This is a genomic window from Microbacterium sp. AC145 (assembly GCF_979258505.1).
This window is the reverse complement of the sequence record NZ_OZ409859.1, coordinates 781,338-802,808: the sequence shown is the minus strand read 5'-3', so window position 1 is coordinate 802,808 and position 21,471 is coordinate 781,338. Positions and strand designations below refer to the sequence as shown.

The following is a 21,471-nucleotide window of genomic DNA, read 5'->3' as shown; positions in this document are numbered from 1 at the left end:
GACAGGCTCAGGGACCCAGGAGGTTTCCGCCCGTCGACGTGCCCGGGCGCACGACGGGTCAGCCGTCGATGACGGCCACGAGCTCGTCGAGGAACGCCTCGAAGGTGGTGCCGCGGCGGACGATGCGCTGCACGCTCTCGCGTTCGCTGAACACTTCGACCAGCTGCTCGAACACCGTCTGGAACGCCGCCCGGTCGCTCTCGCTGAACGCGGCGAGCGCGACAACCTGCACCCGCCCCTCGCCCCAGGCCGCAGACCCGTCGGCCACGCCGATCGCGATCGCCGTCCTCGTCGCGGTCATCTGCAGGGCGTGGGGAACCGCGAGCGCGTCGGTGAAGGCGGTCGACGACATCCGCTCCCGCACGATCGTGTTCTCGACGTAGTCGTCGCCGATCAGCCCTGCATCCACGAGCAGACCGCCCAGGCGGCGGATGATCGCCTCTTCGCCGACGTCGGGCAGCGGATGGATGAACGCCTCGGGCACGAAGTACCGGGCGAGCTCGGCCCGCAACCGGGTCAGTCTGCGGCTGCGCCGGACGCGGCCGGCGGCCTGCTGGATACGGTCGACGTCGGCATCCGTGAGGAAAGGCTGGATGCGCACGAATCGGTCGCCCGCGGCTCCCGGTTCGATCGTGCTCAGAACGAGATCGGTGTCGAAGCCCGTCCAGTCGGGGTCGACTTCGGTGACGACGCTGGTCACTTCGATCGCGGTGCCGAGCGAGCGGTCGACGCTGGATCGCAGCAGTTCGTGCAGCTCGTGGTATCCCGGGCAGACGATCGTCGCGGTCAGGATCGACTCGGCCTTGCGACTGCGTTCCAGCCGTCCACCCACGTGCATGGCGATGTAGGCGATCTCGTCGTCGTGGATTGGTGTGCCGAGACGATCGTGCAGACCGCTCGCGATCGACACCGCGACCTCGAAGATCATCGGGTACGACGACTTGAGCGATCGCGTCAGCGGGTTGCGGGTGAGCGCACTCTCCTCTGCACGACGAAGCAGGTTCTGCACGTGCAGCGCGAGACGCAGCACGAAGGTCTCGTCGACGAGATCGACCTCGAAGTCGTGTGCGGCGCGCGCGAGCTCGGCGCGTACGGCCTCTTCGACTCCGGGCGCCACGCCGCTGCGGGCGACCTCGCGGGTCGCGTCCTGCCCCGGGGCGACGATACGCGTCAGCACGAGCGAGGCGAGATGGCCGCTGTCGCCGTCGCCCAGCGCGACCGCGAAATGCTCCTGCGCGAGTCGCGCGATCACGGCGCCCACCTGCGGGATCTCCTCCCGGGCGCTGGAGGGTGCGGCGTCGAGCGCATGTCCGGCGGCGACCCGCTCGGCGGCGATCGCGATGTGGAGCAGCACATCGGAGATCGCGAGCTCGTTGACGTAGTAGCCGAGCACGCCGAGTTCGCGGACCAGATCTGATTTGAACGGGGCGACGGAGTCCACGCCGACGGCGGTGGCGGCGAGCGCGCGCCGGAAGGTCTCGGGGTGGAAGGATGCCGCATCCATCTCGTCGTGCGCGAGACGCGAGAGCAGTCGGCGTTGCGCAGCCTCGGTGCCACGCAGTCGCACGACCTCTCGGTCGCGACCGAGAGTGAGCTCGGTGCCGTCGAGCAGCCCCCGGACTCGCGAGAGATCCGACTCGACCGTGGCTTCGCTGACATGCAGGCGATCGGCCATCTCGAAGACGTCGATGCCCTCCGGTACGTCGAGCAGCGTGCGCACGAGCGCGTGCAGCCTGTCGCGCGGCGCCGACTCCCCCGCCTGGCGTGTTCGCAGCGCGTCGCGGGCTCCCGTCCCCACCCGGTACCCCGCGGGGCCGGACTCGACAGCATCCGAACCGCCTGTGCGTGCGTTGACCGCCGCGACGTAGGAGCGGATGCTGCGCGGCGTGACGCCGAGCTGATCGGCGAGGCTGGCAGCGGTCGCCCAGGTGCCCTGTCGGAGCAGGATCGCGAGGAGCTGGTCCTGGCGCTGACGCGACATGATCCTCCCCTGCTCGGTGCCGACCGCACTGTCCTGGCGTATCTCCATGATGTCAGCTACCGAGGTCCCCCGTCGTGAAACCGACGTTCCGGAGGGGCGGAAAGGAACGTGTTGGCGCGCATCCACCCGACTTCCCAGACTGTACTCAGGAAAGGTGGCATCAATGAGGATCCTCGTGGTGTGCGGCGCGGGCGCGTCGAGCACGTTCGTCGCGCAACGACTCCGCCGGGCGGCAGCAGACGCCGGTCTCGACTGGGACGCCTCCGCCGGCATGGAGCATTCCGTCTCCGACGGCGCGCACGACCTCGTCCTCGTCGGCCCTCATCTGGCCGACCGCCTCGATGCCATCCGCCAGGCCGCGCGAGTCCCCGTGACCGTCCTCCCCGAGGACGTGTTCTCCGACCGCGACGGTTCGCGCACCCTCGCCCTTGCGCGCTCGATCCTCGTCGACGTCACGACCACCCCGGAAGGAACATCATGACCGTCTCCCGCACCGTCCGCATCGGCTCGTCCCACGGCCTCCACGCTCGTCCTGCGAAGCTGTTCGCGCAGGCGGCGAAAGACTCCGGCATCCCTGTCACGATCGCCAAGGACTCGGGCAAGGCGGTCAACGCGGCCAGCATCCTCGGCGTGATCGCCCTCGCCATCGAGTACGGCGACTACGTGACGCTGACCGCTGACGGCGACGGAGCCGAGGGCGTGCTCGACACGCTCACCGAGCTGCTGACGACGGATCACGACCAGGAGGGCGCATGAGCGACGTGCGCGGTGTCGGCATCGGGCTGGGCGTCGCCCAGGGTGTCGTCGTGCGGATGGCCGAGCCACTGCCGGCGCCGGAGAACACGCCCAGCGCTCAGGGCGTCGACGCAGAGCGCGCCCGGGTGCGTGAGGCCATCGCCGCCGTCGCCAATGAGCTGAACGCCCGCGGCGAGACCGCCGGCGGCCAGGCGCAGGAGGTGCTCGAGGCCCAGGCCATGATCGCCGAGGATCCGACGCTCCAGGACGAGGTCGACACGCGCATCGATGACGGCGCCACCGCCGAATGGGCGGTGCACGACGCATTCGCCGGTTTCCGTGCCACTCTCGAGGCCGTCGGCGGCTACCTCGGCGAGCGAGCCGCAGACCTCGACGACATCGCCCAGCGAGTGCTCGCCCGTCTGCGCGGTGTCGAGGCGCCCGGTGTGCCCGACCCCGGGCATCCGTTCGTACTGGTCGCCCGTGACCTCGCTCCCGCCGACACGGCGTTGCTCAAGCTCGACCAGGTGCTCGCACTCGTCACGTTCGACGGCGGCCCCACCTCGCACACGGCCATCCTCGCCCGCGAGAAGGGCATCGTCGCGATCGTCGGTGCCGCTGCAGCATCGGAGCTGGCCACCGGACGATCCGTGATCGTCGACGCGGCGGCCGGCATCGTGACCGTGGACCCGACGGATGACGACAAGCAGCGCGCCGAGCAGCGCGCCGCCGCCCGTCGCTCTGCCGACTCCGCTCCGCTGACTCCCGGCGCCCTCGCCGACGGCACGCTGATCCCGCTGCTGGCGAACCTGGGGAAACCTGCAGACGCATCCGATGCCGTCGATCGTGGGGCCGAGGGCGTCGGGCTGTTCCGCACCGAGTTCCTGTTCCTCTCGTCGGCCCAGGCGCCGACGGTCGAGCAGCAGCGCGAGTCGTATCGTGAGCTGCTCGCGGCGTTCCCCGGCAAGAAGGTCGTGGTGCGCATGCTGGACGCCGGCGCCGACAAGCCGCTCGCGTTCCTCAACGACGCGCACGAGGAGAACCCCGCGTTGGGACTGCGCGGCCTGCGGGCCCTGCGCGCCAGCGAGGACATCCTTCGCGAGCAGCTGACGGCGCTGGCCGAAGCGGATGCCGCCACCGAGGCCGACCTGTGGGTCATGGCGCCGATGGTCGCGACCGTCGAGGAGACGCAGTACTTCACCACGCTCGCCCGCGAATACGGGCTGAAGACCGCCGGCGTCATGGTCGAGATACCGTCGAGCGCGCTGCTCGCCGATCGGATCCTCGCGCATGCGGATTTCGCATCGATCGGCACCAACGACCTCACGCAGTACACGATGGCCGCCGATCGGATGCTCGGCTCGGTCGCGGGGTTCCAGGACCCCTGGCATCCCGCAGTGCTGCGCCTCGTGCGCGAGGTGGGGGCCGCCGGAGCACGCCTCGGCAAGCCCGTCGGCATCTGCGGTGAGGCTGCCGCCGATCCGATGCTCGCTGTCGTGCTCGTCGGTCTCGGCGCGACGAGCCTGTCGATGGCACCGTCCGCGCTCGCAGACGTGCGGCACACCCTGTCGCAGCACACTCTCGACGAAGCCCGCAACTTCGCCGAACTCGCACTCGCGGCTGATGACGCCGCCGGTGCTCGCCTCGCTGTGGCCGACGCCACAGCAACCCTTCCCCCTCACCAGAAAGAGACGACATCATGACGACGACGTCACCGGCCGCCACGAAGGCAGGCGGCCTCCGAACAGGCGTGCAGCGCTTCGGCACGTTCCTCTCGGGCATGATCATGCCCAACATCGCCGCGTTCATCGCGTGGGGATTCATCACCATGCTGTTCATCCCGAAGGGCTTCTTCGGCGCGGAGAGCCCCTTCGGCTGGCACTGGGCCGGTGTCGCCGAGATCGTCGGCGGCGGCGGAGACTCGGCCGTCCTGGGGTGGCAGGGTGCGATGACCACGGTCGCCGAGGGCGCCGACGGCAACATCTTCGCCTATGTGGGACTGGTCGGCCCGATGGTCACCTACCTGCTCCCGCTCCTCATCGCCAACACCGCGGGCCGCATGGTCTACGGCGAGCGCGGCGGTGTCGTGGCGACGATCGCGACGATGGGTGTCATCGTCGGCACGAACATCCCGATGTTCCTCGGCGCGATGATCATGGGACCGATCGCGGCCTGGCTCACCAAGCGGATGGACAGGCTGTGGGACGGAAAGATCCGCCCCGGCTTCGAGATGCTGGTGAACAACTTCTCCGCCGGCATCCTCGGCATGGTCCTCGCGATCCTCGGCTTCTTCGCCTTCGGCCCTGTGATGCTCGGCATCAGCGCTGTGCTCGGCAGTGCCGTCGACTGGCTCGTCGCGCTGAACCTGCTGCCTCTGGTCTCGATCATCGTCGAGCCCGCGAAGGTGCTGTTCCTCAACAACGCCATCAACCACGGTGTGTTCACCCCGCTCGGCATCGAGCAGGCTGCGGAGACCGGCAAGTCGATCCTGTTCCTCATCGAGGCGAACCCCGGTCCGGGTCTCGGCCTGCTGCTCGCGTTCACGTTCTTCGGTGTCGGCGCCGCGAAGGCCTCGGCCCCGGGTGCGGCGATCATCCAGTTCTTCGGTGGCATCCACGAGATCTACTTCCCGTACGCACTGAGCAAGCCGACCACCATCCTCGCGCTGATCGCGGGTGGCGCGGCCGGTGTCACCACCAACATGGTGCTCGGTGGCGGTCTGGCCTTCCCCGCAGCACCGGGCAGCATCATCGCCGTCACGGCCGCAGCCGTCGGCGGTGGCGTCGGCAACCTCCTGGTCGTGTACCTGTCGGTCGTGATCGCCGCCGTCGTGACGTTCCTCATCACCGGCGTCATCCTGCGGGCCTCGCGCAAGCGTGACCTCGAGGCCGAGGGCGACAGCTTCGGCGACGCGATCGCACAGACCGAGGCGAACAAGGGCAAGTCCTCCGCCGCGATGGATGCGCTCCGTGCGTCTTCCGGCGCCGGTGCGGCCGGTGCGGCCGCCGCGGGTGCGGGAGTCGCCACCGACCGACGCATCGAGAACATCGTGTTCGCGTGCGACGCAGGCATGGGCTCCTCGGCGATGGGAGCGAGCGTGCTGCGCAACAAGTTCAAGAAGGCAGGGGTCGACGGCGTCACCGTCACGAACCAGGCCATCGCGAACCTCGACGGCAGCGCCGACCTCGTGATCACGCAGCAGCAGCTGACGGATCGCGCCAAGGCACAGTCGCCGAACTCCGTCCACGTGTCCGTCGACAACTTCATGAACTCTCCGAAGTACGAAGAGGTCGTCGAGATGGTGCGCGAGCAGCGCGGCACCGACGCGTGACAGACCGGGTGGGGCGGGTGCCACGGCATCCGCCCCACCCCCACATTCTCAGAAAGAAGGAATCACCATGAGCGTTCTCACCCTCGACCAGGTCCGCATCCACGCAGGGTCCAGCACCCAGGAGGCTGCCCTTCAGGAGGCGACCGACATCCTCGTCGCCGCCGGTGCCGTGACCCCCGCCTATGTCGACGCGATGCGTCAGCGCGAGCAGACGGTGTCGACCTACATGGGCAACGGTCTGGCGATTCCGCACGGCACGAACGACGCGAAGGATGCGATCCTCGGATCGGCGCTGTCGGTCGTGCGCTATGACGGCGGCGTCGACTGGGACGGCGAGCCCGTGACCTTCGTGGTCGGCATCGCCGGGCGGGGCGACGAGCACCTGGAGATCCTCTCGCAGATCGCGATCCTCTTCTCCGACGAGGACGACGTCGCGAAGCTGAACGCCGCCCAGACCCCTGACGAGCTCTATGCCCTGCTCTCGGCGGTGAACGACTGATGAAGGCGGTCCACTTCGGCGCCGGCAACATCGGTCGCGGGTTCGTCGGACTGCTGCTGCACGAGGGAGGCTACGAGGTCGTCTTCTCCGACGTCGCCGACGCCCTGGTCGACGCGATCAACGGCGTCGACTCGTACACCGTGCACGAGGCGGGCCCCGGCGGCACCGACCATGTCGTCACCGGATTCCGCGCGGTGAACAGCAAGTCGGATCCCGATGCCGTGGCCGACGAGATCGCGTCCGCAGATGTCGCCACGACCGCCGTCGGACCCACCGTGCTGCGGTTCGTCGCCCCCACGATCGTCGAGGGCCTGCGACGCCGCTCCCCCGGGACCGCTCCGTTGCAGGTCATGGCCTGCGAGAACGCGATCGGCGCGACCGACACCCTGCGGGCAGAGGTCGAGAAGGCCGCGGGAGCGGATGCTGAGGAGCTGCTCTCCCGCGCGGTGTTCGCGAACACCGCGGTCGACCGCATCGTGCCGGGGCAGCCCGCAGACGGCGGCGTCGACGTCACTGTCGAGCCGTACTTCGAGTGGGCGATCGAGTCGGGAGCATTCGGCGGGAACCTGCCGCGCATCCCCGGGGCGCATTTCGTCGACAACCTGGCTCCGTACATCGAGCGCAAGCTGTTCACCGTGAACACGGGCCACGCGGCCACCGCATACTTCGGCGCGCGCGCCGGTATCGAGCGCATCTCCGATGCACTGGCCGATGCCGACATCGCGGCACGCGTCTCGGCGGCGCTCGAGGAGACCTCTGCGGTCCTCACGGCAGAACACGGCCTCGACCCGGCCGAGCTGGCCGAGTACCGGGCGACGATCCTCGAGCGGTTCCGCAACCCCGCGCTCGTCGACACCGTGCAGCGGGTCGGACGCCAGCCCCTGCGCAAGATCTCACGTCACGAGCGATTCATCGGGCCGGCGGCGATGGCCGCCGAACGCGGCCTCCCGACGACCGCTCTGGTCGCCGCGGTCGCCGCAGCACTCGAGTTCGACGAGCCCGACGACGAACAGTCCGTCGAGCTGCAGCAGCAGCTGCGCGCGGACGACGCGTTGACGTTCACGACGAGTGCGACGGGCCTTGACCCCGAGCACCCGCTGTTCCCGGCGATCCGCGATGCGGTCGCCTCCCGTCAGACCGCACTCGCAGCGTCCTGACCCGAGTCGGGGGCCCGAACCCTCGACTCCACGCCCCCTGCCGATACGATCGGCAGGGGGCGTTTCACGGTGCGACGAGGTGTGGGAGCGGCATGAACAGGTACGCGGTCATCGGCGCCGGGCCGTCCGGTCTCGCCGCAGCGCGGGCCCTCACCACGCGCGGCATCGCGATAGACGGCTATGAGGCGTCACACGGCGTGGGCGGGCTCTGGGACATCACGAACCCCCGCAGCACGATGTACGAGTCGGCGCACCTGATCTCGTCGCGCACCACCACCGAATTCGCCGAGTACCCGATGCGCTCCTCGGTCGACTACCCGGGGCACCGGGCGTTGCTCGACTACTTCCGCGAGTATGCCGATCACTTCGGCCTCGCGTCGCTCTTCCGCTTCGACACCACGGTCACCCGACTGCAGCCGCGCGACGGCGGCTGGGACCTCACCAGCACGGGACGGGAGGGGACTCAGACCCGACACTACGCGGGGGTCGTGCTCGCCAACGGAACACTCGCAGAGCCACGAATCCCCTCGTTCGAGGGCGAGTTCGCCGGCGAGCTGCTGCACACGAGCGCATACTCCTCCCCTGCACAGCTCGAGGGCCGGCGGGTGCTGATCATCGGATCAGGCAACTCGGGGTGCGACATCGCGGTGGATGCCGTGCACCGCGCCGCGTCGGTCGACATGAGCGTGCGCCGCGGCTATCACTTCGTGCCGCGATATCTGTTCGGGCGGCCGAGCGACACCCTCAACCAGGGGCGCCCGCTGCCGGCGCGTATCAAGCAGGCGATCGACAGCCGCGTGCTCCGGGCGTTCACCGGCGATCCCGTGCGCTTCGGCTTCCCGAGGCCCGACCACCGGATCTACGAGTCGCATCCGATCGTGAACACCCTGATCCTGCATCACCTCGGGCAGGGCGACCTGCACATCCGCCCCGACGTCGACCGCTTCGACGGACACACAGTGCGCTTCCGCGACGGGACGGCCGACGACTACGACCTGGTGCTGCTCGCCACCGGTTACACGCTCGACTACCCGTTCGTCGACAGCGAGCACCTGCACTGGCGGGGCGCCGCCCCGAGACTGTTCCTCAACGTCTTCCCCTCGTCTTTCAACGGCCTCTTCGTGATGGGCATGGTCGAAGCATCCGGCATCGGATGGCAGGGTCGCTACGAACAGGCGGAGCTGCTGGCTGCCTACCTCGGGGCGGTCGAGAACGATCCGCCGCGCGCAGAGCGGTTCCGTCGACGTGTGACCGGCGAGCCGTGGCCCGACCTGACCGGCGGCTACCGCTACCTGGCGCTGGACCGCATGGCGCACTACGTCAACAAGGATGCGTACCGGCGCGCGGTGCATCGGGCACAGCGCGAGCTCGCCGCACCCGCGCACGCTGGCGACTGAGAGCCGCTCACACTCTCGCGCCGTACCCTGTACTCGTGCAGAAGAAGCGTGGCCGCAGAGTCCTGAAGTTCATCGTATGGGGGCTCGTCGCGGTCCTCGTGCTCGGAATCGGCGGCATCGTCGCCTGGAGTCAGATCGGCGTCATGCAGGCCGAGCCCGGCCCCCTGGCCGACGTGAAGTCGAACAGCGCGATCCAGGTCGAGGATGCCGAGCAGGGCATCGTCATGACTCCCGCCGACGGCGAGTCCGACCAGGGACTGGTCTTCGTGCCCGGTGCGAAGGTCGATCCCTGGGCCTACGCGCCGATCCTGCAGAGTCTCGCCGAAGAGGGCGTGACCGTCGTCATCACCCGTCCGTGGCTGAACCTCGCGTTCTTCGACCTGCGCGGACTCGACGCGTTCACCTCAGCCGCCCCCGAGATCGACGACTGGGGAGTCGGCGGCCACTCGCTCGGCGGCGTGCGCGCCTGCCAACTCGCCGCAGACGCCGAAGCCCTCGTGCTGTTCGGCTCCTACTGCTCGAACGACGTGTCGGACTCCGACCTGTCGGTGCTCAGCATCTCGGGCAGCGAAGACGGCCTGTCGACACCTGCCAAGATCGATGCCGCACGCGACCTGCTGCCGGCGGATGCCGAGATGGTCGAGATCGACGGAGCCTCGCACGCGTCGTTCGGCGACTACGGCCCGCAGGCGGGCGACGGCACGCCGACCATCTCCGACGACGAGATGCACGCCGAGGTGGCTCAGCTGCTCGCGTCGTTCTTCGCGGAGCTGCCGAGCAGCTGACCCGCCGTCAGCCCAGCACCGGATCGAGCAGCGGGTGCAGGTGTCTGCTGCCGAGCACTGAGGATGCCGTCCGCGCGCCGGCACGGAGCGCGGCATCGATCTCGGCGCCGCCGAGCCGGGCATCCAGCACGCCGGCGAAGAACGCGTCACCTGCTCCGTTGGTGTCGACGACGTCGACCGGCACCGCCGACACCCGGTGCTCGACGTGGTCGCCGTCGACGGCGACGGCTCCCTCAGCCCCCAGAGTGCACACCGCGAGCGTCGCCCCCGCGGCGATGCGCGAGTGGAGGAAGGCGACGGGGTCGGGCAGCCGATCGGCGTTGCAGAAGACCGCGTCCGCCGCGTCGAGAAAGGGACGGTGGAACTCGGCGTGGCCGTCGTAGTCGTGCACGTCGGTCCAGATGGGCCTGCCCGCAGTCCGCGCCAGCGGCAGCAGGCGCAGCGATTCCGCTGCGAGGTCGAGCACGAGGGCCTCGGCTCCGGTCATCGCCCGGACCACCTCGTGATCGTCGGCTCCGTCCGTACTCGCCGGTGACGCCAGATACAGCGAGACGCGGTCGCCCGCACGGGTCATCAGATTCAGATGACGCTCGGTGGCATCGGCGACTCCCCAGAGCGTGTCGACACCCGCCGCGGACAGGGCGTCCAGCACCCGGTTCCCCGGCTCGTCGCCAGCGCTCAGCGCGTAGAGACGCGTCTGTCGCCCCAGCCCGGTGAGGCTGAGCGCCTTGCCGGCGCTCGTGCCGCCGACGGTCTCCCAGCTGTCCTCGGCGAACTGCATGTGCGGCACGGGTTCGGGAAGTCTCTCGAGCACGACCAGGGTGTTCCACGACGCCGGGCCCGCGATGAAGACGGATGCGGTCATATGCACGATCCTGCCGTCGGGCGCCACTCAGCCGATGCGCTTGATGAGCGCGTCGAGCCCCATGCCGTAGTCGATGCGGACCACGGGAAGCGCGAGCTTGTCGGTGCCGATCGACACCGTGCCCGGCTCGATCGTGCGCGCCATCTCGAACCCGGCCTGGGCGACGCCCTGCTTGGCCGTGTCGTTGTGGTGTCCGTACGGATAGGCGATGACCTCGCGCACCCCGAGGATGTCCGCGGACGTGTTCAGATCGGCGGCGATCTCATCGGCCGTCCAGTTCACCATCCGCCCCTTGCCGTTCTCCCCCGCCTGGTGCATGTCATGCGTGTGCGAGCGCCGCAGAACGTACTCCGACGGAGCCGGGTCCTGTCGGGCCGAGGTGATCATGAACGACGTCGACAGCAGACCCAGGCGGTCGATCACCGGCACCGCGAGGTCGAACCAGGTCTGATCGGCGTCGTCGTCGGTGATGATCACCGAGTGCGCGGGCAGGAACAGGCGTCCGTCGATGAAGGCGCTGAGCTCATCCCAGGTGGGCAGATAGAAGCCCGTCGTCGCGATGTGCTCCATCTGCGCCTCGAAGTCACCGATGTACGCGTAGTTGCCTCGCAGCCAGCCGGACTCCCCCTCGGGGTTCGACGTGAACTGGTGATACATGAGGATGGGGATCTCGGCGTTCTCCGCGAGGTTCTCCTCCGGCGTCTTCCACGCCGCGAAGAGCTCGATCTGCTGGTCGACGCAGACGACCGGATCGGCGCCGTTGACACGGTTCGCAACGGTGAATGCCGCGGCATCCGCCTCCGACGAGTACCACCCGGCGAACACCCGGCCGTCCTGCGCCGGGATCGGAAGGGCCGCATACAGCGCATCCTGGCGCTGCAGCACCGGGTCTGCCGGCGCACCCTCACCGACGAACGTCACCGCGCAGGCGAGCGGATCATCGGCATCCGCGATCAGCTGCTGCACCGGAGTCAGCGGCCGTTCGATGACGCCTGAGTCGGCCCTCGGCATCGGTTCCTCGGCCGGGCGGGTCGTCCACACGGCTGCGGCCGTCACTCCCCCCGCGACGACGAGCGTCCCGATGACCCCGATCACGAGGCCCGTACGACGTCGCTTCCCCCCGGATGCCATCGTCAGACGTCGAAGCCCTCGGCGATGATCTCGACGAGTTCTTCCCGCTCCTCGACGGGGAGGAAGGCGGCTGCGGCTGCGTTGAACTGGAAGGTCTCGAGGTCGTCGAGGTCGTACTCGAAGGTCTCGACGAGCAGCGAGAGCTCCCGGGTGAGCGAGGTCGCACTCATGGTGCGGTTGTCGACGTTCACGGTCACGGCGAAGCCGAGCTGGTACAGCAGGTCGAACGGGTGGTCGGCGATCGTGTTTCCCCAGGCCGCGATCGCGCCGGTCTGCAGGTTCGACGACGGCGAGAGCTCGAGCGGGATCTCACGGTCGCGCACCCAGCGGGCCATGTCGCCGAACTGCACCTGCACCTCGTCGCCCTCCTGGGTGATGACCTGCAGGTCCTCGGCGATGCGCACGCCGTGTCCGAGGCGAAGGGCTCGTCCGTCGAGCAGCGCCGAGCGGATGGATGCGATACCCGCGGCCTCGCCCGCGTGCACTGTGACGGGGAAGAAGTTCTCGGCGAGATGGTCGAATGCGTCCCGGTGGTTCGATGCGGGGAACCCGTCTTCCGGCCCTGCGATGTCGAATCCGACGACACCGCGCCCCCGGAAGTCGACCGCGAGCTCCGCGATCTCGCGCGAGCGATCGGTGTGGCGCATGGCCGAGAGAAGCTGACCCACACGGATGCTGAGGCCGGCGCGATCGGCGGCGTCCTCGCCCTCCTCGATACCCTGCTGAACCGCCTCGACGGTCTGCTCGAGGGTGAGCCCGCGGGTCAGGTGCTGTTCGGGCGCCCAGCGCACCTCTCCGTAGATCACGCCGTCCTTCGCGAGATCCTGAACGAACTCGCGCGCGACGCGGGTGAGTCCCTCCTTCGTCTGCATGACGGCGGTGGTGAGGTCGAACGTCTTCAGGTACTCCATGAGGGAGCCGGAGTCGCTCTTCGTCGCGAACCACTTTCCGAGAGCGCCCGGCTTCGACTCCGGCAGTTCGAGGCCGATCGCATCCGCCAGCTCGATGATCGTCGACGGGCGCACCGCGCCGTCCAGGTGGTCGTGCAGAGACACCTTGGGCAGGCTGCGCAGGGACGCGCCCTGGATGGTGACGTCGCCATTCGCGTCGATCGACATGGACGTTCCTCTCGGTCGCGGATTCGCTCAGTTCAGGCTAGCGGTCGGCGCGTCACGCCGTGATGCGCTCGCGCACGATCGGCCCGGCGGCCGGAGCCTCGTCGCCGATCGCCCAGGATCCCTCCAGTGCCTCGAGCGCCCGCGGGAAGCGCGCCTCGTCGGCGGCGGAGAGCGTGAACAGCGGCTGCCCCGCGACGACGCGGTCGCCCGGCTTCGCATGCAGGTCGATGCCGGCCTCGAAGATCACCGGGTCCTCGGCACGTGCGCGTCCTGCGCCCAGACGCCAGGCGGCGATGCCGAACGGCAGCGCATCCATCTGCGACACGACACCGTCGACCGGAGCCGTGACCACGTGGGTCTCCCGCGCCGTCGGCAGCGGTGCGTCTGGGTCGCCGTCCTGCGCGCGGATCATGGCCTTCCAGCTGTCCATCGCGCGACCGTCGTCGAGGGCGGCCTCGACATCGGCATCCGGCTGCCCGGCCAGAGCGAGCATCTCGCGCGCCAGGGCGACCGTCAGCTCGCGGACATCCGAGGGGCCGCCGCCGGCGAGGACCTCGACGGACTCGCGCACCTCGTTGGCATTGCCGATGGCGAAGCCCAGCGGCACATTCATGTCGGTGAGCAGCGCGGTCGTGGCGACACCCGAGTCGGTGCCGAGCGCGACCATCGTGCGCGCGAGGTCGCGGGCACGGTCGATGTCCTGCATGAAGGCACCGGAGCCGAACTTCACGTCGAGCACCAGGGCGTCGGTGCCCTCGGCGATCTTCTTCGACATGATGCTCGAGGCGATCAGCGGGATCGCCTCGACCGTGCCGGTGACGTCACGGAGTGCATAGAGCTTCTTGTCGGCGGGGGCGAGGCCCGAGCCTGCGGCGCAGATCACCGCACCGACGTCGCCCTGCATCTGGGCGAACATCTCCTCGTTGCTGAGGGCTGCGCGCCAGCCGGGAATCGACTCGAGCTTGTCGAGCGTGCCGCCGGTGTGACCGAGGCCACGGCCCGAGAGCTGCGGCACGGCCACGCCGAACACGGCGACCAGTGGCGCGAGCGGCAGGGTGATCTTGTCGCCCACGCCACCCGTGGAGTGCTTGTCGACGGTCTTCTTGCCCAGGCTCGCGAAGCTCATCCGCTCCCCCGACGCGATCATCGCATCGGTGAGCACGCGGATCTCGTCACGCTCCATGCCCCGCTGGAACACGGCCATCGCGAACGACGCCATCTGCGCGTCAGACACATAGCCGCGGGTATACGCGTCGACCATCCAGCGCAGCGCCTTCTCGGGCACCACACCACCGTCGCGCTTGGCACGGATGACATCGACGGCGTCGAAGGGCTCAACGCTCATCGGGCGTCCTCCAGATCTCGGGGGCCGAACGCATCCGGCAGTACTTCATCGATGGTCCGGATGCCGGAGACGGTCTCCAGCAGCATCCCGGGCATCGCGTGTTCGTAGAGCAGTTGACGGCAGCGGCCGCAGGGCATGATCGTCTGACCGTCGTTGTTCACGCACACGAAGGCGACGAGCTGGCCGCCACCCGACATGTGCAGGTCGCCCACGAGGGCGCATTCGGCGCACAGCGTCACGCCGTACGACGCGTTCTCGACGTTGCAGCCGGCGACGATGCGGCCGTCCCCCACGAGCGCCGCGGCGCCCACCCGGTACCGCGAGTAGGGGGCGTAAGCCTTGGTCATCGCGTCGGTCGCGACCTGACGCAGCTCGTCCCAGTCGATGTCGGTCATGTCTCTCCTAGGACTTGATGTAGGGCTTGCCGCTTGCGGCCGGACCGCGGATCTGGCCCGCGAATCCGGCGACCGCGATCAGTGTGACCACGTACGGCAGCATCAGCATGAACTCACTCGGCACCGGGGTCTTGAGGATCGACAGCAGGTTCTGCAGGTTCGTCGCGAAGCCGAAGAGCAGTGCGGCGAGGGTCGCGCGGATCGGATCCCACCGGCCGAAGATCACGGCGGCGAGGGCGATGAAGCCGAGCCCCGCCGTCATGTCCTTGCCGAACTGCGGCACCGACACGAGCGTGAAGTACGCACCACCGATCCCGGCGATCGCGCCGGCCAGCAGCACGTTCCAGAAGCGCGTCGCGTTGACCTTGATGCCCACGGTGTCGGCCGCCTGCGGGTGCTCGCCGACTGCGCGCAGGCGAAGCCCCCAGCGGGTGCGGTAGAGACCCCAGGCGACCACGGCGACCGTGATGAACATGAGGTAGACGATGAACGTCTGGTTGAACAGCACCGGGCCGATGATCGGGATGTCGCTCAGGAGGGGGATCTCGATGCGGCTGAAACGCTCGGGGGTGTTCAGCGCCTGCTCGTTCGGGGCGAGAAGAGCGCCGTAGAGGAAGCCGGTGAGGCCGGTGACGAGCACGTTCAGCACGACACCCACGATGACCTGCTCCACCAGGTACTTGATCGCGAAGGCGGCCAGGACGCTGGCGACCAGCACACCGCCGATCATCGCGCCGATGAGCCCCACGAACGGGTTTCCCGTGATGCTCGAGAGCAGCGCGGCCGAGAATGCACCGAGGAGCAGCTGCCCCTCGATCGCGACGTTCACGACACCCGCACGCTCACCGATCACACCGCCGAGGGCACCGAACACGAGCGGCACCGAGAGCGAGACCGCGCCGAAGAGCAGACTCGTGACGGGCACGAGACCGCCGGCACCGGCCCAGACGAGGAAGGCGAAGATCGCCAGGATGCCGAACGCGAGAACGAGCCACAGAGACGCGGTGCGATAGCTCCACGCCCGCAGGAAGGCGGCGACGACGAGCACCACGAGGATGCCGATGACGACCCAGATCGTCGAGGCGGTCGGCAGCGCGACATCGGGAAGCTCGAACGACTGCGAGGAGTCGCCGAGGCGGAAGGTGCTCGTGCCGGTCCGCGGCACCAGCAGCACGAGCAGCGACAGCAGCACCGTCACGGCCGCGAGGACGATGGGCGCCTTGAGATGCCGCTCCCTGACCGTCGAGAGCTGCACGGTGCCGTCGGCCGCCTGCTTCTGCACGAGAGACATCATGCGGTCACCGCCTTCTTCGCGGCCTTGGCTCTCGCCTTGGCTGCCTTCTCCGCGTCGGACTTGGGAAGGAAGAACACGGCACGCAGCAGCGGTGGTGCGGCGATGAACAGCACGACGAGCGACTGCACCACGAGCACGATGTCGACGGGGATGTCCTGCGCCTGCATCGAGAACGATCCGGCCTTCAGCGCACCGAACAGGATGCCGGCGGCGAACGTGCCCCACGCGCGGCTTCGTCCGAGCAGCGCCACCGTGATGGCGTCGAAGCCGATGCCGGCGTCGATCGTCTCGGTGATGCCGGTGGTGACCGCTCCCTGCACCTGGTTCATGCCAGCGAGGCCCGCGAGGCCACCCGCGAACAGCATCGCGTACACGTAGACGCGCTGCACGCTGATGCCGGCGGCGCGCGCCGCGTGCGGGTTCTCGCCGACGGCGCGCATGCGGAGCCCGAGCGAGGAGCGCTCGATGAGCCACCAGACGAAGAGCGTCGCGACGATCACGATCACGAAGCCGAGATCGAGAAGCGGGAACTTGGGACCGAACAGTTCGGGGAACTGCGCGCTCTCGGGCGTGGCCGAGCCGAGGGCCTGGTTCGTGCCCTCCTTCTGCAGCAGACCCGGGGTGCGGATCATCCAGAGCAGCAGGTAGTAGGCCACGTAGTTCAGCATGATCGTGAGGATCACCTCATGCGCTCCGGTGCGTGCTTTGAGCAGCCCGGCGATCGCACCCCAGAGCGCTCCGCCGGCGATACCGGCGATCAGCGTGACGGGGATGTGCAGCCAGATCGGCAGGTCGAGACCGAAGGTGAGAAGACCCGCGACACCGACGGCGATGAGCATCTGCCCGCGCGCGCCGATGTTGAACAGACCGACGCGGAAGGCCAGCGCGACGCCGAGTCCTGCGGCGATCAGCGGAGCGGCGAACCCGAGTGTGTTCGTCAGCGGACGGATCTGCGCGGCGAAGTCCGCCCCGCGCGCGTTGAAGATCGCGCCGCGGAACAGCGCCTCGTAGCCGTTGTAGACCGCGTTCCAGATGGCTGCGAAGGTGTCGCTCGGCCGCTGGAAGAAGTAGCCGGATGCCTCGAGCACGTCTTCGTTGGTGAAGGCGATGAGGATGCCGCCGACGACCAGGGCGAGGAAGATCGCGAGGATCGTGGTGACCGCGCTGCCGCGCAGCATCTCCTTGAGGATCGTGTTGCCGCGGGGAGGCGGAGGCACATCGGCCATCAGAGGGCCCGTGGCCCGGGGCAGCTGCTCGGGCGGAAGACCCTTGGTCACGTCATCCGCTCCCGGCGTCGTCCCGCTCATGCGGCCACCTCTCCCTCGGCGGCGCCCGCCATCATCAGTCCCAGCGTCTCGCGCGGGGTGTCGCCGGGAACGATCCCGACGATGGTTCCTCGATACATGACCGCGATGCGATCGGCCAGAGCCGCGACCTCGTCGAGCTCGGTGGAGACGACGATGACCGGGATGCCCGCATCGCGCGTCTCGATGATCCGCTTGTGGATGAACTCGATCGAGCCGACATCGACGCCGCGCGTCGGCTGTGCCGCGACGAGCAGTCGCAGTTCGCGGCTCATCTCGCGCGCGATCACGACCTTCTGCTGGTTTCCGCCCGAGAGCGTGCCCGCCGGCGTGTGCGAGCCCTGCGTGCGGATGTCGTACTCGGCGATGCGCGCCTTCGCGAAGTCCTCGAGCTCGGAGCGCCGGATCGTTCCGACACGACTGAAGGCAGGGTCGGTCGATCGGTCGAGGATGAGGTTCTCCGCGACGGAGAACGCGCCGACCAGGCCGTCCTCGTTGCGGTCCTCGGGGACGAATCCGACCCCCGCATCGAGGATCGTGCGCACACTCTTGCCGACGAGGTCGGTGCCGTCGAGGATGATCGATCCCTCAACGCGGGAGGCGAGTCCGACGATCGCCTCGACGAGCTCGGTCTGGCCGTTGCCCTGCACGCCCGCGATCGCGAGCACCTCGCCGGGACGGACCACGAAGTCGACGCCGTCGACCACGATCGCGCCGCTCGGGGTGAGAACACGGAGTCCCTCGACCTGCAGCCCGCCCTCGCCGAGGCGCGGAGCCTCTTTGTGCACGGTGAGCTCGACCGCGCGCCCCACCATGAGCGAGGCGAGCTCCGCATTGCTGGCAGTGGGCGACGCCTCGCCCACGATCTTGCCGAGGCGGACGATCGTGATCGTGTCCGCGACCTCGCGGACCTCGCGGAGCTTGTGGGTGATGAAGACGATGGCCGTTCCCTCGTCACGGAGCTGGCGCATGATCCCCATGAGCTCATCGGTCTCCTGCGGGGTGAGCACAGCGGTGGGTTCGTCGAACACGAGCACCTTCGCATCACGGGAGAGCGCCTTGATGATCTCGACGCGCTGCTGCACACCGACGGGCAGGTCGCCGACGACCGCATCCGGGTCGATGTCGAAACCGAAACGGGCGGCGACCGATCGCACGTGCTCGCGCGCCTTGGTGATGTCGAGGGTCCCGGGCCCCTTGGTCTGCTCGTGGCCGAGCATGACGTTCTCGGCGACGGTGAACACCGGAACGAGCATGAAGTGCTGGTGCACCATGCCGATGCCGGCCGCCATGGCGTCGCCGGGGCCCCGGAACCGCTGGACGACGTCGTCCAGCAGGATGTCGCCTTCATCGGCCTGATAGAGGCCGTACAGCACGTTCATGAGAGTGGACTTGCCTGCGCCGTTCTCACCGAGCAGCGCATGGATCTGTCCCGGTTCGACGACGAGGTCGATGTGATCGTTGGCCACGAGGCTGCCGAAGCGCTTGGTGATGCCGCGGAGTTCGAGCTTCATATCTGCACCCTATCCAGAGGAGTCCGAGGGAGGGCGGGCATCAGGCATCGCCGATGATGCCGAGTCCGCGGGTAACGGTGGGAGTGTCCTTCCACGGCACGGGGCGAGTGGCCGCTTGCACCACTCGCCCCGTCCATGGATGGAGATCGCTTACGGGGAGTTCTCCGACTCCACCGTGATGTCGCCCGAGATGATCTGCTCCTGCAGAGTCGCGAGCTCATCGGTCAGTCCCTCGGGCAGGTCGCCCTCGAACGCACCGAAGCCCGAGAGCTTGACGCCCTCGTTCTCGAGCGTGCCGATGTACGGGGCCGGGTCGAAGTCGCCCTCCGATGCGGCGATGGTCGCATCCTCGACGGCCACGTCGATGGCCTTCATGATCGAGAAGAGGGTGACGTCGGCCACGCTCTCGTCGGCCACTGCCAGGTCGCTGTCGACGCCGACGAGGAGCGTGTCCTTGCCGCTGTCCGCGATGGCGGCCGCAGCGCTCTGGTACACCGGTCCGCCGACGGGGAGGATGACGTCGACGCCCTGGTCGAGCACACCCTGCGCGGTCTGCTTGGCGGTGTCGTTCGCGTCGAAGCCTCCGGTGAAGGAGCCCTTCTGCGTCGCTGCGTCCCAGCCGAAGACCTCGACGGCTGCGGACTTGTCCTCGTTGTACTTCTCGACGCCGAACTGGAAGCCGTCCATGAACACGGCGACAGACGGGATCTGCATTCCGCCGAAGGTGCCGACCTTGTTGACACCGCTCTGCGCCGACCATGCCGCCGACGCGTATCCGCCGAGGTAGGCGGCCTGAGCCGTGTCGAAGACGAGGGGCTTGATGTTCGGGGCATCGGTGGTGCCGTCGAAGTCGTTGTCGGCGTAGTCGTCGATGATCGCGTAGTCGATGTCGGGGTTCGCGAGCGCCGACTCGACCGTGGCGGCCGAGAGCTTGAATCCGACGGAGACGATGAGCGAGCAGCCCTCGGAGACCGCGGTCTCGAGGTTCGGCGCGTAGTCGTTGTCGTTCGCCGACTCGAACTCGATCGGCTTGACGCCCAGGGTGTCCGCGGCGCGATCCATGCCCTCCTTGGCCGACTGGTTGAACGACTTGTCGTTCCAGCCGCCCGCGTCGGAGACGAGGCAGGGGACGAAGTCGGAGGCGGCGTCGCCGCCGTCAGTGCCGCCGGACTCGGTCGGGGCCTGGCCGCAGCCGGCGAGCGCGAAGACGACGCCGGCGGCGATGGTCGCGCCGAGCAGCTTCTTGGTGGTGGAGATGGTCAACTCATGCCTCCTCAACGAACCCGCGGCCCTCGCGGATCGATCAAAGTTACCCAGTATTTCGTCTTGTGCGCACGCAACGACGCCACACGCCACGCAATGGTTACAAAGCTGAAATCCAACCCGCCGATGAGCACCGCACGCTGCTCATCAGAGCACGTCGCCCCGACCGGTGAGCTTGAGCGACTCCACGACGCCCTTCACACGCTGCGCATGCTCCACCGTCGTGACGAGCAGGGCATCGGGGGTGTCGACCACGACGATGTCCTTCACACCCACGAGGCTGATCACGCGCGACGTCTGACTCACGAGGATGCCGCTGGCTGCGTCGCTGAGCACGCGGGCCTTCGGGCCCAGGACGGCCAGATCGTTCTTGCGCCCGTTGTTGATGAGTTTGGTCAGCGAGGCGAAGTCGCCCACGTCGTCCCAGTCGAAGTGCCCCGGAACCACTGCGAGCCGGCCGCGCCGCGCCGCAGGCTCCGCCACCGCGTAGTCGATCGCGATCTTCTTCAGTCCCGGCCAGATGCGATCGACGGCAGGGCCACGGCGCTCACGGTCGTCCCACGCCTCGGCGAGTTCGATGAGCCCCGCGTGCAGCGCGGGTTCGTTCGCCGCAAGCTCGTCGAGCAGCACGCTGGCCTTCGCGATGAACATCCCCGCGTTCCAGAGGTAGTCGCGGCTCGCGAGGTAGGCGGTGGCGGTCTCGAGGTCGGGCTTCTCGACGAAGCTCTCCACGAGGGCGGCCTCACGAGCGCCGTCGACGACGAGCTCGGGGCCCTTCTTGATGTAGCCGAACCCGACCGCGGGCTCCGTCGGGGAGATGCCGATCGTGCAGATGTATCCCTCGCGTGCGACTTCGACCGCATCGCGCACCGCGAACTCGAACACCCTCGTGCTGCGGATGACGTGGTCGGCGCTGAACGAACCGATGATGACGTCGGGGTCTCGGCGGTGCAGGATCGCCGCGGCGAGACCGATGGCCGCCGCCGATTCGCGGGGCTCCGACTCGAGGAACACATTGAGATCCGGTATTCCAGGGAGCTCGGCCTCGACGGCCGCACGGTGGGCGCGACCTGTCACCACCGCGATGCGATCGGAGCCGGCTAGCGGCTCGAGCCGGTCCCAGGTGTCGCGGAGCAGGGAATGCCCCGACCCGGTCAGATCGTGCAGGAACTTGGGCGCATCCGCACGCGAGAGGGGCCACAGCCTGCTGCCGATTCCGCCGGCGGGGATCACTGCGTAGAAGTCCTGGATCGGTTGGTTCACACTGCCAGGGTATCTGCATCGAACCTCTCGACATCGAGACACTTAGGGTCCCCTTCGTCGCCTCGGCCTGTTCCCGGGAATAGGATGGACAGCG

General features: G+C 68.6%; 19 protein-coding genes. 8 read left to right on the top strand and 11 right to left on the bottom strand.

What is annotated here, in order from left to right:
- Nucleotides 1–58 precede the first annotated feature (58 nt).
- Complete coding sequence (locus tag ACZZZN_RS03895) at nt 59–1,981, bottom strand: BglG family transcription antiterminator (protein ID WP_463503907.1); 1,923 nt, start codon at nt 1,979–1,981, stop codon at nt 59–61.
- Nucleotides 1,982–2,144: 163 nt separating this feature from the next.
- On the opposite strand from ACZZZN_RS03895, the gene ACZZZN_RS03890 reads away from it, so the two are divergent.
- The 8 genes from ACZZZN_RS03890 (at nt 2,145) to ACZZZN_RS03855 (ending at nt 9,885) form a co-directional block, all read left to right on the top strand.
- A complete protein-coding gene (locus ACZZZN_RS03890) occupies nt 2,145–2,462 on the top strand; it encodes a PTS sugar transporter subunit IIB (protein ID WP_463503906.1) in 318 nt (105 codons plus the stop codon).
- Nucleotides 2,459–2,737, top strand: coding sequence for an HPr family phosphocarrier protein (locus ACZZZN_RS03885; RefSeq protein ID WP_463503905.1), 279 nt, complete (start codon nt 2,459–2,461; stop codon nt 2,735–2,737). Before ACZZZN_RS03890 ends, ACZZZN_RS03885 begins: the two co-directional genes overlap by 4 nt.
- Nucleotides 2,734–4,419, top strand: coding sequence for a phosphoenolpyruvate--protein phosphotransferase (gene ptsP, locus ACZZZN_RS03880; protein ID WP_463503904.1), 1,686 nt, complete (start codon nt 2,734–2,736; stop codon nt 4,417–4,419). Before ACZZZN_RS03885 ends, ptsP begins: the two co-directional genes overlap by 4 nt.
- Complete coding sequence (locus ACZZZN_RS03875) at nt 4,416–6,047, top strand: PTS mannitol transporter subunit IICB (protein WP_463503903.1); 1,632 nt, start codon at nt 4,416–4,418, stop codon at nt 6,045–6,047. Before ptsP ends, ACZZZN_RS03875 begins: the two co-directional genes overlap by 4 nt.
- A 67-nt stretch (nt 6,048–6,114) precedes the next feature.
- Entirely contained in the window at nt 6,115–6,546 is a 432-nt protein-coding gene (locus ACZZZN_RS03870; RefSeq protein ID WP_463503902.1) for a PTS sugar transporter subunit IIA, read from the top strand.
- Entirely contained in the window at nt 6,546–7,703 is a 1,158-nt protein-coding gene (locus tag ACZZZN_RS03865) for a mannitol-1-phosphate 5-dehydrogenase (RefSeq protein ID WP_463503901.1), read from the top strand. The genes ACZZZN_RS03870 and ACZZZN_RS03865 overlap by 1 nt, the downstream gene beginning before the upstream one ends.
- Before the next feature lie 92 nt (nt 7,704–7,795).
- Nucleotides 7,796–9,100 (top strand): flavin-containing monooxygenase, encoded by a 1,305-nt coding sequence (locus tag ACZZZN_RS03860; protein WP_463503900.1) that lies wholly within the window; start codon nt 7,796–7,798, stop codon nt 9,098–9,100.
- A gap of 35 nt (nt 9,101–9,135) precedes the next feature.
- On the top strand, nt 9,136–9,885 hold the full coding sequence (locus tag ACZZZN_RS03855; protein WP_463503899.1) for an alpha/beta hydrolase: 750 nt from the start codon (nt 9,136–9,138) through the stop codon (nt 9,883–9,885).
- Between the two features lie 7 nt (nt 9,886–9,892).
- Here ACZZZN_RS03855 and ACZZZN_RS03850 read toward each other — a convergent pair whose 3' ends face one another.
- The 10 genes from ACZZZN_RS03850 to ACZZZN_RS03805 form a co-directional block, all read right to left on the bottom strand.
- Nucleotides 9,893–10,750, bottom strand: coding sequence for a carbohydrate kinase family protein (locus ACZZZN_RS03850; protein WP_463503898.1), 858 nt, complete (start codon nt 10,748–10,750; stop codon nt 9,893–9,895).
- A 27-nt stretch (nt 10,751–10,777) separates the two neighbouring features.
- Entirely contained in the window at nt 10,778–11,881 is a 1,104-nt protein-coding gene (locus tag ACZZZN_RS03845) for a polysaccharide deacetylase family protein (protein WP_463503897.1), read from the bottom strand.
- 2 nt (nt 11,882–11,883) lie between these two features.
- Entirely contained in the window at nt 11,884–12,999 is a 1,116-nt protein-coding gene (locus ACZZZN_RS03840) for an adenosine deaminase (protein WP_463503896.1), read from the bottom strand.
- A 52-nt stretch (nt 13,000–13,051) separates the two neighbouring features.
- Nucleotides 13,052–14,344 carry a thymidine phosphorylase gene (locus tag ACZZZN_RS03835; RefSeq protein ID WP_463503895.1) on the bottom strand — a complete coding sequence of 431 codons (1,293 nt, stop codon included), beginning with the start codon at nt 14,342–14,344 and terminating at the stop codon, nt 13,052–13,054.
- On the bottom strand, nt 14,341–14,739 hold the full coding sequence (locus ACZZZN_RS03830; protein ID WP_042536471.1) for a cytidine deaminase: 399 nt from the start codon (nt 14,737–14,739) through the stop codon (nt 14,341–14,343). The genes ACZZZN_RS03835 and ACZZZN_RS03830 overlap by 4 nt, the downstream gene beginning before the upstream one ends.
- A 7-nt stretch (nt 14,740–14,746) precedes the next feature.
- Entirely contained in the window at nt 14,747–16,030 is a 1,284-nt protein-coding gene (locus ACZZZN_RS03825; protein WP_463506541.1) for an ABC transporter permease, read from the bottom strand.
- Nucleotides 16,030–17,340 carry an ABC transporter permease gene (locus tag ACZZZN_RS03820; RefSeq protein ID WP_463503894.1) on the bottom strand — a complete coding sequence of 437 codons (1,311 nt, stop codon included), beginning with the start codon at nt 17,338–17,340 and terminating at the stop codon, nt 16,030–16,032. The genes ACZZZN_RS03825 and ACZZZN_RS03820 overlap by 1 nt, the downstream gene beginning before the upstream one ends.
- Nucleotides 17,337–18,851 (bottom strand): ABC transporter ATP-binding protein, encoded by a 1,515-nt coding sequence (locus ACZZZN_RS03815; RefSeq protein WP_463503893.1) that lies wholly within the window; start codon nt 18,849–18,851, stop codon nt 17,337–17,339. The genes ACZZZN_RS03820 and ACZZZN_RS03815 overlap by 4 nt, the downstream gene beginning before the upstream one ends.
- Before the next feature lie 150 nt (nt 18,852–19,001).
- Nucleotides 19,002–20,114: a BMP family lipoprotein gene (locus ACZZZN_RS03810; RefSeq protein ID WP_463503892.1), complete on the bottom strand. Its 1,113-nt coding sequence runs from the start codon at nt 20,112–20,114 to the stop codon at nt 19,002–19,004.
- A 147-nt stretch (nt 20,115–20,261) separates the two neighbouring features.
- Nucleotides 20,262–21,377 (bottom strand): mannose-1-phosphate guanylyltransferase, encoded by a 1,116-nt coding sequence (locus ACZZZN_RS03805; RefSeq protein WP_463503891.1) that lies wholly within the window; start codon nt 21,375–21,377, stop codon nt 20,262–20,264.
- Between the last annotated feature and the right edge of the window lie 94 nt (nt 21,378–21,471).

What these genes read in the sequence shown, in the direction of transcription:
- ACZZZN_RS03850 (WP_463503898.1), bottom strand. Translation starts at nt 10,750, where the DNA reads ATGACCGCATCCGTCTTCATCGCGGGCCCGGCGTCGTGGAACACCCTG.
- ACZZZN_RS03885 (WP_463503905.1), top strand. Translation starts at nt 2,459, where the DNA reads ATGACCGTCTCCCGCACCGTCCGCATCGGCTCGTCCCACGGCCTCCAC.
- ptsP (WP_463503904.1), top strand. Translation starts at nt 2,734, where the DNA reads ATGAGCGACGTGCGCGGTGTCGGCATCGGGCTGGGCGTCGCCCAGGGT.
- ACZZZN_RS03865 (WP_463503901.1), top strand. Translation starts at nt 6,546, where the DNA reads ATGAAGGCGGTCCACTTCGGCGCCGGCAACATCGGTCGCGGGTTCGTC.
- ACZZZN_RS03870 (WP_463503902.1), top strand. Translation starts at nt 6,115, where the DNA reads ATGAGCGTTCTCACCCTCGACCAGGTCCGCATCCACGCAGGGTCCAGC.
- ACZZZN_RS03835 (WP_463503895.1), bottom strand. Translation starts at nt 14,344, where the DNA reads ATGAGCGTTGAGCCCTTCGACGCCGTCGATGTCATCCGTGCCAAGCGC.
- ACZZZN_RS03825 (WP_463506541.1), bottom strand. Translation starts at nt 16,030, where the DNA reads ATGTCTCTCGTGCAGAAGCAGGCGGCCGACGGCACCGTGCAGCTCTCG.
- ACZZZN_RS03830 (WP_042536471.1), bottom strand. Translation starts at nt 14,739, where the DNA reads ATGACCGACATCGACTGGGACGAGCTGCGTCAGGTCGCGACCGACGCG.
- ACZZZN_RS03815 (WP_463503893.1), bottom strand. Translation starts at nt 18,851, where the DNA reads ATGAAGCTCGAACTCCGCGGCATCACCAAGCGCTTCGGCAGCCTCGTG.
- ACZZZN_RS03840 (WP_463503896.1), bottom strand. Translation starts at nt 12,999, where the DNA reads ATGTCGATCGACGCGAATGGCGACGTCACCATCCAGGGCGCGTCCCTG.
- ACZZZN_RS03890 (WP_463503906.1), top strand. Translation starts at nt 2,145, where the DNA reads ATGAGGATCCTCGTGGTGTGCGGCGCGGGCGCGTCGAGCACGTTCGTC.
- ACZZZN_RS03895 (WP_463503907.1), bottom strand. Translation starts at nt 1,981, where the DNA reads ATGTCGCGTCAGCGCCAGGACCAGCTCCTCGCGATCCTGCTCCGACAG.
- ACZZZN_RS03845 (WP_463503897.1), bottom strand. Translation starts at nt 11,881, where the DNA reads ATGGCATCCGGGGGGAAGCGACGTCGTACGGGCCTCGTGATCGGGGTC.
- ACZZZN_RS03875 (WP_463503903.1), top strand. Translation starts at nt 4,416, where the DNA reads ATGACGACGACGTCACCGGCCGCCACGAAGGCAGGCGGCCTCCGAACA.
- ACZZZN_RS03860 (WP_463503900.1), top strand. Translation starts at nt 7,796, where the DNA reads ATGAACAGGTACGCGGTCATCGGCGCCGGGCCGTCCGGTCTCGCCGCA.
- ACZZZN_RS03820 (WP_463503894.1), bottom strand. Translation starts at nt 17,340, where the DNA reads ATGAGCGGGACGACGCCGGGAGCGGATGACGTGACCAAGGGTCTTCCG.